Source organism: Trinickia dinghuensis, from assembly GCF_003367175.1.
In the GTDB taxonomy this organism is placed as follows: domain Bacteria; phylum Pseudomonadota; class Gammaproteobacteria; order Burkholderiales; family Burkholderiaceae; genus Trinickia; species Trinickia dinghuensis.
Window position 1 is genome coordinate 308,049 of the sequence record NZ_QRGA01000010.1, and the last position, 13,225, is coordinate 321,273.

A 13,225-nucleotide genomic window follows, 5' to 3' on the forward strand; every position below is an offset into this window, starting at 1 on the left:
GATCACAGTGCTTTCGGTGCGTTCGGTGCTTCCAATTCTTCGGCCGCCGCTAGCGCTTTGATGGAAACCGGCCGTATGGGCCATCTGAGCGACGCGCCATCGATGTCGGCCGCGGCAAAGCTCACATCTTGCGCCTGCGTTGACTGGCTGGCTACATGCGCGCAGAACCGGCCCTGGCACAGCCCCATGCCGACGCGGCCGACGAGCCGCATTTCACGCGGCGACTGGAAATTCATGGAAGCGAGATTGCCGTTGGTCACGCGCTCGCACCGACAGACGATCGTCTCGTCCGTCATGTCCACCGGCGGCTTTTCGAACCAGTTCGCGAGCGATTGCTGGAAGACTCGTGCCAAATCGAACGCATCCGCATGCGGCTCGACGGGGCGCCCCGATAGCCTCGACGCGATGCGTTGCGCGGCTTTGCGCCCTTCCGTGATCGCAGCGTCGGCGCCTAGGACCTCGTTGCAGTCTCCCGCGCGGGCAACCGCGATGCCGTGCACATCGACAGTGGGCAGGCCCCGATCGTTTCGGGCGAGACCATCGTGCAACACCAGGGTGTCGACGACGTATTGCGCGTCGTTGCCTTTGTCATCCGTCGTTTCGACCACAAGCCGATCATTCTCCCGGCGTACGGCCTTCACCCGAATACCGGTCCGGTACGGGACCTTCGCGCGCATCAATACCCTGAAATAGCCCAGTGCCTCGACGAGTTGCCGAGGTCCGGCCATCAGGCCGAGCAGTGCGGCCGGATGCGCGAGCAGATTACGCAGCGGACGCGCTCGCTCGAGGACGGCAACCGGCGCATTGCCGAGCGCGGCCAACTGCGCGCCCACCGCGATCGGCAAGGGGCCGCTCGCGGCGATCAGAATGCGGCCACGCGGTGCTTGGCCGCTCTCTTTCATCTGGACCTGAAGGCCGCCCGCGGTCACCACGCCGGAGAGGTCCCAGCCCGGCACGTGGGGCACGCGTTCGATCGCCCCCGTCGCGAAGACGATCGCTTTGGGTTTGACCAGCTTGACCTGATTCGAAACACGGTGATCGATCAGGCAGACGCCGTGTCCGTCGATTCCAAGGAACACCGCCTCGGTAAGGACCCGGATACGATCGGCGTGCCGCTCGAGCGCAAGCCTCAAGCGCGCCCAATTCCTTTTGTGCCTCGCCGGCATCTTGACTGTGCTCGGCTGTCCATCGAAAGCGGCACGATGGATAGCCCCGCCTGCTGTCGGCCGCTGTTCGACGAGCAGCACCTGCACGCCCCGAGACGCCAGCTCGACGGCGGCGGCGACGCCGGCGGGTCCGGCGCCTACGACGAGAACGTCACATACGCTCGACATAGTCGCCTCAATAGCCGGAAGTCACTTTGGAATCGGCTTTAGCCGGCGTGATACAGGACTCCACCGGCGCGCTTCCATCGATCGAGACCAGACATCCTTGGCACTGCCCGATTCCGCAAAAGTATCGCGCCGCCCCACCGTTCGGCGTCGGTCCGAAGTTGGCGACACCGGCTCGTCGAAGCGCAAGCGCCACCGTTTCGCCTTGCACGAACTCGATCCGCAGCGCATTCCAGTAGAAACCGTTCATCACACGTCCACTCGGATAGCCCTACCGTTGTTGAGCGGTGGGGCTCGGTTGCGCGAGGCCCACCGCTGCCGAGAAGCGCGACGGAGACAACGGGCTGATGCCAATATCGAGCGAGCAAGGTTTGCCCATGACGATCTCGGCCGCAAGCCGCCCCATCAGAGGTCCAAGGCAAATACCATCGCCCTCGAATCCCGTCGCGATCGTGAGCGCGGCGTGATGCGGATGGGCACCGACGATGGGAATGCCGTCGACGGTCGCGGTTCGAACACCGGCGAACGTGCGGATGACCCTGCGCTGTTCGAGCGATGGATAAATATCTACCGCCTGCCTTAGCATTCCGGAAACATAGTTGATCGTGGTCTCGCCGTCGCCGAGTCCATCTTCGCGCGTGCCACCGATGAGAAACTGCCCCGTCAGCAGCGGATCGATGACCAAGCTGATCGGATCGCGCTTGGACGCCGAGACGTCGCGCTTGGCCGCGAGATAGGAAGCGGACATGAGCTGCCCATCGAAGGCGGCTTGGTTATCGGCCGCTCGATCGGTAATCACGATTTGACCTTTGCGCGGGCGCAGGATTTCACCGAGGCCAAGCAACGCCTTCGAGCCCAAGCCCGCTGCTATCAATACGGCATCGGCGCCCATGAAGCCCGCATCCGTTTCGACGCCGATTGCCCGGCCGTGTTCGATCCGCACGCTACGGACCGCTGCGTGACGAATGATGCGGGGAGCCGCAAGCCGAAGCATTCGTTCGACGACTTGGTAGCCGAGCGCATGCCCATCGTCGGGAACGGAGACAGCCGATACGATGGACCGGCTCAAGCCCGGTATTCGGTGAGCCAGTTCATCGGTGCTCAGCCGATCGACGCGAACCCCGGCATCGACGAGGTCGGTGGCGTGCAGGGACAGCACCTCGGCTTCGAGGGCATTGCGCGCAAACAAATAGGTGGGACGGCTGTAAAAGAGCCCGCTGAGTACTCCGTCGCGCTGGAGTTCGACGTAGAGATCGCGTGCTCGCTGCGCCACCTGCATCAAGAACCCGGGCTTTTTGCTACCGACCGATACGGCGCCGTCGGACGCGCCGGACGCACCGGCCATGGGCGTGTCGGCATCGATGACGGTCACCGCATGGCCCGCCTGGGTCAGGAAATAGGCCGCGGATGCACCGACGATGCCCGCGCCGACCACAATGATATGTGCCCCTGATCCCTTCGCCGTGCTCATTCCTTCCGCGTCCGTGGCAAGCCGAGCGTCCCAGTTTAAAGCTTATCGGGACGTCGTCAACCTGGACCGAGGGGTCACCCCGTGACGGTAGATAATCGAAAGGCATTGCCGGCGGTCTTGTTACCTCTTCTCGCGAGCGGCCCCACCGTGTTACTTCACGCCGATCCGAATGGAGGACGCACGCCCCCCGCATGCGTCACGCGGCGCACATACGGGGAGCCGGCACTACGATGCCCGGTTACGCAGCGTTTTAGCCGCAGCCACCATGTTAGTCAGCGCGGGGATAACCTCCTCCCACTGACGCGTCTTCAAGCCGCAGTCCGGATTCACCCACAGGCGTTCCGCCGGAATGCGCTCGCCGGCCTTCTTCATCAGCTGAACGATGTGATCTTGGGTCGGGATGTTCGGCGAGTGGATATCGTAGACACCCGGCCCGATCTCGTTCGGATATTTGAAGTTGTCGAATGCATCGAGCAGCTCCATGTCCGAACGCGACGTCTCGATCGTGATCACGTCCGCGTCCATATCGGCGATCGACGCGATGATGTCGTTGAACTCCGAGTAGCACATATGCGTGTGAATCTGCGTTTCATCCCGCACGCCGTTCGCAGTGATGCGGAACGATTCCACGGCCCACTGCAGATACTCGTTCCATTGCGCGCGGCGCAGCGGCAATCCTTCGCGCAGCGCGGCTTCGTCGATCTGAATCACGCGCACGCCGGCCTTCTCGAGGTCGAGCACTTCGTCGCGGATCGCAAGCGCCAGTTGATAGCACGACACCGAGCGGGGTTGATCGTCCCGCACGAACGACCAGTTCAAGATCGTCACGGGGCCGGTCAGCATGCCCTTCATCGGCTTGTTCGTGAGCGACTGCGCGTACGTGATCCACTCGACCGTCATCGCCTTCGGCCGGCTGATGTCGCCGAACAGGATGGGCGGCTTCACGCAGCGCGAGCCGTACGACTGCACCCAGCCGAACTGGCTGAACGTGTAGCCGTCGAGCTGTTCGCCGAAGTACTCGACCATGTCGTTACGTTCCGCTTCGCCGTGCACGAGGACGTCGAGGCCCAGCGCTTCCTGCTCGCGTACGCTGCGCTCGATCTCGCGGCGCATCGCGGCACGGTAGCCGGCGTCGTCGAGCTTGCCGGCCTTGTACTCGCTGCGTGCATGGCGGATATCGGCCGTCTGCGGGAACGAGCCGATCGTCGTGGTCGGATAAGCCGGCAGGTTCAGAATCGAGGACTGCTTCGATGCGCGCTGGCCATAGATGCTGGCGCGCTTGCCGAGCGACGCGTCGATCTTTTCGACAGCGGCCTTGACCGCGGGATTATTGACACGCGGCGACGCGCGACGGCTCTGAATCGCGGCGGCGCTCGCGGCTAACGCGTCCGCCACCGACGCGCGACCTTGATTCAGCGCGCCGGCCAGTACCTTCAGTTCGTCGAGTTTTTGCAGCGCAAACGCGAGCCACGAACGAATCTCCGGGTCCAGCTTCTGTTCGCTCTCCAAATCGACCGGCACGTGCAGCAGCGAGCACGACGGCGCAATCCAGAGCCGCGAACCGAGCGTCCGCGCAAGCGGCTCGAGCCATTCGAGCGCCGCGGTCAGATCCGTCTTCCAGATGTTGCGGCCGTTGATCACGCCCACCGACAGCACGCGATCCGCCGGCAGTTCGCGTGCCGCTTGCGCGACTTCGTCGCGAGCGTTGATCGCGTCGATGTGCAAACCATCGACCGGCAGTTTGCACGCCAGCGAGAGATTGTTTTGCAGTTGACCGAAATACGTCGCGAGCAGCAGTTTCACTCGGCGCGTTTCGAGCGCCTCGTACGCCGTCACGAAAGCTTGTTGCCAGGCCGGGGGGAGTTCGGTGACGAGCGCCGGTTCGTCGATCTGCACCCACTCGACACCCTGCGACGCGAACGTATCGAGCAGCGCGCCGTACACGGGCAGCAGCTTCGGCAACAGTGCGAGGCGGTCCGAATCGTCCTTGGCCTTGCCGAGCCACAGATACGTCACCGGCCCGATGATCATCGGCTTCGCGGTGACGCCGGCGGCACGCGCTTCGGCCAGTTGCGCCACGAGGCGCGACGGGTCGAGCGAAAAGCCCGTCGACGCGGTGAATTCGGGGACGATGTAGTGATAGTTCGTATCGAACCACTTCGTCATTTCGCCGGCCGCGACGCCACCGCAGCATGCCGCGTGGTCCTCGCCGCCCTGCGAGGAACGGCCGCGCGCGACGCGGAAATAGTTGTCGAGCACATCACCGTGGAAACCCTGCACGCGCTCGGGCAGATTGCCGAGCGTGAAGCTCATGTCGAGCACCTGATCATAGAAGGCGAAATCGCCGACCGGCGCCAGATCGAGGCCGCGCTGGCTCTCCCAATGGCGCCGGCGCAGTTGTGCGCCCAGCGCCTGCAACGCGTCGCGCGACGACTGAGCCTTCCAGTAGTTTTCGAGGGCGAACTTCAGTTCGCGCTTCGCGCCGATGCGCGGGAAACCAAGATTGTGTGTCGTGACCATGAACGCTGCCGTTTCCAATGATTTCAAAGGTGGAAGCGATGATAGGTCTGAGGACACATGAAAGATAATGGTATTATTTCATTTATCCATTAATGTTTTTCATGTGTACGGTGAGCGTCCGACCATGTTGGAACGGTTTCATCTCCTCGTTATCCGAGAGATCGAGCGGCAAGGCTCGTTGACGGCCGCGGCAACGACCCTGCACCTCACGCAATCGGCGCTCAGCCACACGGTGAAGAAGCTCGAGCAGCAGATGGGCGCGCCGATCTGGGACCGAGAGGGGCGAAGCCTGCGGCTGACCCAGGCGGGCCGCTATCTGCTCGGGCTCGCGAACCGGCTGCTGCCGCAGTTCGAGCATGCGGAAGCGCGGATGAAACAGTACGCGGACGGCGAGCGCGGCACACTGCGCATCGGCATGGAATGCGCGCCGTGTTACCAGTGGCTGCTCAAGGTGGTCTCCCCGTACCTGTCGGCTTGGCCCGATGTCGACGTGGACGTGAAGCAGCGCTTTCAGTTCGGGGGCATCGGCGCGCTGCTGGGCTACGACATCGACGTGCTGGTCACGCCCGATCCGCTCATGCGCCCAGGCCTGCGCTTCGATCCGGTGTTCGATTACGAGCAGGTGCTCGTCGTGTCCGAGCAGCATCGGCTGGCGAATGTGCCGCACGTCGAACCGGACGATCTTGTCGATCAAACGCTGCTGGCCTACCCGGTCGAAACCGATCGTCTCGACATCTACAATTACTTCCTGCGGCCTGCAAACACTGCGCCGCGTCGCCATAAAACAATCGAAACCACCGACATCATGCTGCAGATGGTCGCGAGCAATCGCGGCGTCGCCGCGCTGCCGCGATGGCTTGCCGAGGAATACGCCGATCGGATGCCGCTCGTGAGTCTGAAACTCGGGCGCAGCGGCATCGCCAAGCAGATCTTTCTGGGTACACGGGAAACCGATGCGGGCATCGATTACTTGCGTGCCTTCGTCGAACTCGCACGCGACATGAAGAACAGTGCGCCGCGCGTGGGACGGTAAGCGGCGCACTCGCAGAGCTTCGGTACCTTCTGGTGACGGCTCGGATTCAGGTTCAACGCGCGGCGCTCGCCGCCAGCGCCGATTGTGCGCGCTGCAGCCACTCGCGGTTGTGCTCGCGAGCGTAGCGCGGCCAATGTTTGCCGTCCTGAAGGATATCTTCGAACAACGCGATGGCGCGCCTGTGGTCTGCCTCGCCCGGTTGCGCCGCGAGCCAATCGGCGAACAAACACCGAGGTGCGGCATCGCTCGCACACGCCAACGCCGCTTCGAACGCCGCGCGTGTACCGGGCGCACCGAGCGCCGCCAATGCACGCGCATAAAGCAAAGCGGGCTCGGCTTTGTTGCGCGACTGCGGATCGGTCGAAAACAAACGCGTCAGTGTGGCATCGGCGGCAGCGAATCGATTCAATTCGAACTGCGCACGAGCCAAACCCACGAGCAAAGCGGGATCATCGGCGAAAGGCCCATTCGCCGCCGCCTGATAATGCTCGATCGCCTCCTGCGGATTGCCGGCGTCGAGCAACGCGGCGCCGAGCCGCATCCGATTCGCCACGGTAGGCGCACGATCGAACTCCACGCGGCTCTCACGCAAGGCGCGATTAGGATCGACGAACTGCGTGATGGCCCTTGCGGCGACATACGCACCGCGCGTCTGGCGCAGGCTCGGCAGATAGACGACGAAGAAATACACGAGGCTGCCGAACATCGGGAACGCGAAGAGGATGAACAGCCAATAAATGTTCTGCTGGTGACGCACGGCATGCACGGCGAAATAAATCGCAACAATGACGTGAAGACCGATTCCAAAGAAGTAAGGCATGATGCGTTCGTTCGACTCTCGAGTGGGAAGCCGCGGCGGGACAAACAGCCGCCAGCTTTCGATAATGTGGTCCGGGCCCCTTAAGCCACACTTAAGGGATGGCTGCAACGCTCACGATATGACCGAACTCGGCGGCATCGCTGCGGTCGAAAACATTATCCGTGGAGATTGCCATCATGAAGTTTTTTCGTTATGCCGCCGCTTCGATGATCATGGCAGCCGCGTCGTTCTCGACGCTGTCTTACGCCGCAGCCGAAACCACCCAACCCGCGCGCGCCGATGCCAATGAATGCACCGTGAGCGCCGATCCTTCCATCACACCTACCGGCACGGCATCGAAACCGCCGGTGCTCAGCGTAGGCGTCACCGATCCGAATACGAAGCTGAACCTGCCCTGGTTTCTCACCGACATGATCAACGCCGTGAATACGCATCAGTCGGCCCACTGCTTCGTGCGCGCGCTGCGAAGCGGAATTTGATCGCAGTCTCGCCCGCCCTTCGGCCGGCTTCCCGGCACAAGCATTCGATACACCGTACGCGCCGCAAAGTTCGTTAGATCGCCGCGACGCCTATCTGGCACCAATTAGTACGCGGAGCGATTCAATGACAGCGACACCCGAACTTTTCGGACACCCGTTTGCTTCTTTCGTCTGGAAGCCGTTGATCGCGCTCTACGAACGCGACGTAGCATTCACGTTCAAGATGATCGATCCGGATCATCCGGAGAACCAAGCGCGCATCGCCGCGCTTTCTCCGACCGGTCAATTTCCCGCCTTGATCGACGGCGATCGAGCGATCACGCAAAGCAACAGCGTGATCGAGTATCTCGACCTGTATCACGGAAACGGAAATCCGATGGTGCCGTCGGATCCACGCGAAGCACTCGATGCACGCATGATGGCCGACGTGTTCGACGACTATGTCAATGCGCCGATGCAACGGATCGTCGGCGATGCGTTGCGCGGAGAAGCTGAGCGAGATTCACGCGGTGTCGCTGATTCGCATGCGTTGCTCGAGCGAAGCTACGAGTGGCTGAACTCGCGTTTGCAAGGCAAGGAATGGGCGGCTTGTGGTCGGTTCACGATCGCGGATTGCGCGGCCGCACCGGCACTGTTCTACGCCGACTGGGTTCATCCGATCGCCGAACGTCACGCTGCGCTCGCGGCGTACAGGGCAAGGTTGCTGTCGCGTCCGTCCGTCGCGAGAGTCGTCGACGAAGCGCGGCCTTATCGAAGCTTCTTCCCGCTCGGGGCACCGGACAAAGACTAGGTCGCTACCCGTCTAAACCTTCACATCCACCGCGGCCGCGGCCCGTACCCGCCCTGCGGGCATGAAGTACCACACGGCCGCAATCGCCTGCATCGCCACCAGCACAGCCCATACCGTTTTATGCGCCGCGGCCGCGTAGTGGCCGCCGTGCATCGGCCAATGCCCAAGCGCTGCCCCGATCGCGATTTGCAGCGCGAAGATCGCCAGAAAAATCACCAGCGTGAACGACGTATTCACACGCCCGAGCAGCCGCGCCGGAAAATGCTCGGCCAATACCGCATACGTCAATATTCCCGTCCCGCCCAACGCACCGTACGCAGCCCAGAGCACACTTTCAGGAAGCGGCACGCGCGCCGCGATCATCGCCTGCACAAGGACGAAGGACACCATCGTCACCCCAGAGGTCACATAGACGCTGATGCCCCGCCGCTCCAACGCACGGGCCAGTGCGCCGAAGCCGAGATTGCCGACGATGAACGCCGCGCCCAGCACCGACACGAGCGTCGCGGCGCGAGCAGCGGCGCCCTCGGTACCGGCCAGCGACACATCGCGCAAAAACGCGCCCACCCACAACGACTGCATCGCATAGAAGACGCTTTGCGTCAGCCCCGAAAACGCCCCGAGCTTCCAAAACGCGCGGCTGCTCAACACATGCCACGTTACCTTGAATTGGTCGACGAGACTCGTGTGCGGATGCGCCTCCTGCTTCGACGGCGCGCCGATCCAGATCGCTGCCGCGGCCACCGCCGTCAAGACTGCAATGCCGGCCCCCACCGAACGCCAACCCGTGATCGACAACAACCACGTAAGCGGCGTTCCTACCGCGACGCCGCCCATCCCGCCCGCCGCCATCACGATGCCGTTGACGAACGTAAGCTGCCCGACGTCGAAATGCTGCGCGGTCGCCTTGAATGCTCCGCCGAGACAGGCCGATACGCCCACGCCAATCAAAAACCGCCCCACCATCATCGCGCCCAGGCCGCCGGCCCAACTGAACGTCAGCGCGCCCGCCGCCGCGATCAGCATCACGCAAGCCGTCACGCGGCGTGCCCCGAAGCGATCGAGCAGCACCCCGACGGGGATCTGCGCCCCGGCGAAGCCGAGAAAATACAGACTCGTCAGCGTTCCCAAGTCCCCCGGCGACAAACCGAGATCGTGGATCAGGAACGGGGCGAACCCGAGATTGACGCCTCGAAACAAGTAAGAGACGAAATACCCGAGCGAAAAGACGACGAGCAGACGCAATTGCGTAAAGGCCATGACAGGGTCGAGATATTGAGTTCGTAAGCTGAACTCATTATTGGCGACGACTCCCGCATGCGCCAACGAGAGATATTTGCCGCCCATTGTGAGTAGAATTTGACGGCATGACGACCTCACTTCCTCCGCTTCAAGCCCTGCGCGCCCTCGAAGCCGCGGCCCGGCGATGCAGCTTCAGCCGCGCCGCCGAAGAACTGCATTTGACGCACAGCGCCGTGAGCCACCATTTGCGCGGGCTCGAGGAACAACTCGGCGTCGAGCTGTTTCGCCGCGCGGGTGCCCGCATGATCCCCACGGCGGCCGGCGCCCAATTGGCCGAGCGGGTGCGGCACAGCCTCGACGATCTGCGCGACGCACTCGATGCGGCCCGCCGCGGCGCACCCGGGAGCCACGGTGCGACGAGGCTGGAGTTGAGCGCGATGTCGGACTTTCTCTCGATTTGGCTGATCCCGCGGCTTGGCGATTTCTACGACCAACACCCGCTCATCGATCTATCGCTGCACATGCACGCCGATGTCGCGCCGCCGGATCCCTACTCGGTCGACATCGGCATCTGGCATCGCCGAGTCGACGAGCCGGGCTTCCAAATCCGCAAGCTGCTCGACGATCAGGTCATTGCCGTTTGCAGTCCCGCCTTGCTGGCGCGCTACCCGAACTTCACGATCGAGGATCTTCCGACGATGCCGCTGCTGCATTTTTCACGGCGGTCTTGGCTCGATTTCTTCGAAGCCGCAGGCCTGCAAGCGGCCGAGCCCGAACGCGGCCCCGTCTTCAACGATGCCGGCATGCTGCTGCAGGCGACCGTGAACGGGCAAGGCGTGGCCACGGCACGGCTGCAGCTGGCGCAGGACTACTTGACTCGAGGCGACCTCGTGCAGGTCGGTCACGTGCGGATTCCGGCCTCGCTCGACTATTTCTTCACGTGGCGCGATGGCCATCCGCGCGAAGCGGCGATCCTGCAGTTCTATCGATGGCTCAAGGGGAAGCTCGCCGGCTGACGAGGGCGAATCGACACGGATCGACCCGGAGCGATTCGGAGCGATTCGGAGCGATTCGGATGGCGGCATTCGTTCCGCAAGTGCGTCGTCACCCAAATGGGCATTAGTGCATAGCTTCGTTCAATTTTTGTAAAAGGCAATTTCTATTTAACGCTATCACTAAGCGGCGTATACCGACTATTTCGTTCGGTATTTCTTGTGCGCCGCATTTTTCATCTTTCGCCTTCCTTGCCCCGAGAAATCGAGCATCTTGATGCGCCACCGCAAGATGAACGGCACGTTCTGTTCATGTCCGACTCGCGCTCGCGGTGCGTGCCGATCGCATGCGTTCAATGCATGCGTGTCCCCCGCCTCGCTTGCCAAATTGCGTGCTGCCCCGTACGGTGTGTATCGCCGATTAAAGACCGCGATAAATCCTATTAAATTCGTAGTCCCATTCGGCATCAATTAGAAATACCAAGCCGTAGAGGGTTGAGCAGTTGCTTCAGCACGTGCAAGTTCAAGTGCAAGTGCAAGTAAAAACGCACGACTGCAAGGCAATCGAGAAACGCAATTCGAGCATCATCGGAAAGACAGCTTCATGCGAGCCGCCGTGCGCGGCCTGCGTTCGCGCGCCCGCAGCTGGGTGGGGCCGCGCGCGAGCCGTGGCCTCCGGCGGTACGACAACTTCATTCCTCAAGAAGGTCAGAGATGAAATCACACCGTAGCAGGATCGCCGGCCGCCACGGCCTACAAGTCCGGCTCGCCGGCTTGGGCGCATTGACGTTCGGGACGCTGCTGCTGGCCGCGTGCGGCGGCGGCAGCGGGTCGCCGTCGGCGGCAGCCGCCGCCAACGCCCAGCAGCAAGGCACGAAGCTCGCCGACACGAATCAACCTTATACCGACCAGGTCGCCTATTCCGAGAATGCGGGCGACAGCCTGGACCCGACACAGGTGAACGAAGGCGCCGCCGTCATGCACTACCAGTGGACCTCGGGCGCGACGACGGTCAATTACACGACCACCACGGGACACTTGACCGCGTCCGACGCGAATGGCAACCCCGAGGCGTCGATGTCGTACGTGGCCTATACGGCACCGAGCACGAACGGCAAGCCGCGCCCCGTCACGTTCTTCTATAACGGCGGCCCCGGCTCGTCGTCGATTTGGCTGCGCTTGGGCTCGTTCGCGCCGACACGCGTCGCCACGCCCGATCCGCTGCTGACGAACTGGCCCAACTTCCCGCTCGTGAACAACGCGGAAAGCTTGATCGCCACGACCGACATGGTGTTCATCGATCCGCCGGGCACGGGCCTGTCGGAGGCCGTTTCGCCGAACACGAACCAATCGTTCTGGGGCTGCGATGAAGACGTGAACGTCATGCGCGATTTCATTCGCCGCTATATCGCCGCCAACAACCGCACGAACTCGCCGATCTATCTCTATGGCGAATCGTATGGCACGCCGCGTACCGACATGCTCGCGCTCTCGCTCGAAACCGCGGGCGTACCGCTCACGGGCATCGTGCTGCAGTCGGCAATTCTGAACTACTTCGCCGACGCGACGGAAGCGGTGGCGGTCACGCAGTCGACGAGCGGCCTCGCACTCGCGACCGATACGCTGTCGGGCTACTTCCCCGGCTACGCGGAGGTGGCGGCATACTTCAACCAAGCGTTGCCTGCTCCGGCCAGTCAGTCGCAGTACGCGCAGCAGATGGAAAACTTCGTGACGTCGAACTACAACAGCTTCGGCAACTACGCGCAGTCGTGGACGATGAGCCAGATCGGCGATCCGAACGGGCTCGGCCGATCGACGCTGCCGAGCAAATCGACGCTCACGTCGTGGGAATCGGGTTCGAGCCTCACATATCAGGCGCTGAAGGGCTATTTCAGCACGACACCGTTCCAGACGACGCTGCTGCCGGGCACGACGATCGGCCGCTACGACGGACGCGTCTCGCTGCCGAACTCGGATTCACGCCTGCAAAGCGATGGCGATCCGTCCGACATCCTGATCACGCAGCCGTTTACGACGACGCTGCAAACGCAGATGCCGGACTACCTCGGCTACACGGCGCCGAACGCGACCTACATGCCGCTGAACAACAACATCATCGGCTCGTGGGACTTTACGCACGACGGCCAAGCGCTACCGGACACGATACCCGATCTGCTCGGCGCACTGCAGCTCAATCCGAACCTGCAGGTGCTGTCGATCAACGGTTATCACGATCTGGCCACGCCGTTCTTCAATACGGAGAAGCAGCTGGCGCGGCTGCAAACGGTGCAGAACCTAGGCGCGAACGTGCAAGTGACGTTCTATCCGGGCGGGCACATGGTGTACCTCGACGACACCGCGCGTCCGCAAATGCAGGCCGACCTCCAAAACTACTTCAGCGGCAAGCCGATTCCGTCCGCGCTGAGCTTGAGCGGGTTGCCGTCCGCCTGGGCCGACGAAAGCCCGGCGGGCACGCCGACTGTCATGGCGCAAGCGTCCAAGCGCTGATGTCGTGACCCGAGGGCCCTTCCGTTACCCATTTAATGC

11 protein-coding genes are annotated in these 13,225 nt (G+C 62.7%); 5 read left to right on the top strand and 6 right to left on the bottom strand.

The window, feature by feature from the left end:
- Window positions 1-2: 2 nt before the first annotated feature.
- The 4 genes from DWV00_RS19475 to metE form a co-directional block, all read right to left on the bottom strand.
- Window positions 3-1,334, bottom strand: a complete 1,332-nt coding sequence (locus DWV00_RS19475; RefSeq protein WP_115535216.1) for an FAD-dependent oxidoreductase — start codon at window positions 1,332-1,334, stop codon at window positions 3-5.
- A 7-nt stretch (window positions 1,335-1,341) separates the two neighbouring features.
- The gene (locus DWV00_RS19480; RefSeq protein ID WP_115535217.1) at window positions 1,342-1,581 is read right to left on the bottom strand and encodes a 2Fe-2S iron-sulfur cluster-binding protein; all 240 of its coding nucleotides are present in this window, start codon (window positions 1,579-1,581) and stop codon (window positions 1,342-1,344) included.
- Window positions 1,582-1,602: 21 nt separating this feature from the next.
- Window positions 1,603-2,802: an NAD(P)/FAD-dependent oxidoreductase gene (locus tag DWV00_RS19485; RefSeq protein ID WP_115535218.1), complete on the bottom strand. Its 1,200-nt coding sequence runs from the start codon at window positions 2,800-2,802 to the stop codon at window positions 1,603-1,605.
- A 225-nt stretch (window positions 2,803-3,027) separates the two neighbouring features.
- Complete coding sequence (gene metE, locus DWV00_RS19490; RefSeq protein ID WP_115535296.1) at window positions 3,028-5,322, bottom strand: 5-methyltetrahydropteroyltriglutamate--homocysteine S-methyltransferase; 2,295 nt, start codon at window positions 5,320-5,322, stop codon at window positions 3,028-3,030.
- 124 nt (window positions 5,323-5,446) lie between these two features.
- On the opposite strand from metE, the gene DWV00_RS19495 reads away from it, so the two are divergent.
- Complete coding sequence (locus tag DWV00_RS19495) at window positions 5,447-6,355, top strand: LysR family transcriptional regulator (protein ID WP_115535219.1); 909 nt, start codon at window positions 5,447-5,449, stop codon at window positions 6,353-6,355.
- A 52-nt stretch (window positions 6,356-6,407) separates the two neighbouring features.
- Here DWV00_RS19495 and DWV00_RS19500 read toward each other — a convergent pair whose 3' ends face one another.
- Entirely contained in the window at window positions 6,408-7,175 is a 768-nt protein-coding gene (locus DWV00_RS19500; RefSeq protein WP_115535220.1) for a tetratricopeptide repeat protein, read from the bottom strand.
- A 161-nt stretch (window positions 7,176-7,336) separates the two neighbouring features.
- On the opposite strand from DWV00_RS19500, the gene DWV00_RS19505 reads away from it, so the two are divergent.
- A complete protein-coding gene (locus DWV00_RS19505) occupies window positions 7,337-7,654 on the top strand; it encodes a hypothetical protein (RefSeq protein WP_245964947.1) in 318 nt (105 codons plus the stop codon).
- 124 nt (window positions 7,655-7,778) lie between these two features.
- The gene (locus tag DWV00_RS19510; protein ID WP_115535222.1) at window positions 7,779-8,444 is read left to right on the top strand and encodes a glutathione S-transferase family protein; all 666 of its coding nucleotides are present in this window, start codon (window positions 7,779-7,781) and stop codon (window positions 8,442-8,444) included.
- Window positions 8,445-8,456: 12 nt separating this feature from the next.
- On the opposite strand, the gene DWV00_RS19515 is transcribed toward DWV00_RS19510, so the two are convergent.
- Window positions 8,457-9,704, bottom strand: a complete 1,248-nt coding sequence (locus DWV00_RS19515; RefSeq protein ID WP_115535223.1) for an MFS transporter — start codon at window positions 9,702-9,704, stop codon at window positions 8,457-8,459.
- 107 nt (window positions 9,705-9,811) lie between these two features.
- Here DWV00_RS19515 and DWV00_RS19520 point away from each other — a divergent pair, with 107 nt between their 5' ends.
- Both DWV00_RS19520 and DWV00_RS19530 read left to right on the top strand, forming a co-directional pair.
- Entirely contained in the window at window positions 9,812-10,702 is an 891-nt protein-coding gene (locus DWV00_RS19520; protein WP_115535224.1) for a LysR substrate-binding domain-containing protein, read from the top strand.
- 690 nt (window positions 10,703-11,392) lie between these two features.
- On the top strand, window positions 11,393-13,186 hold the full coding sequence (locus DWV00_RS19530) for a S10 family serine carboxypeptidase-like protein (RefSeq protein WP_115535226.1): 1,794 nt from the start codon (window positions 11,393-11,395) through the stop codon (window positions 13,184-13,186).
- Window positions 13,187-13,225: the final 39 nt, after the last annotated feature.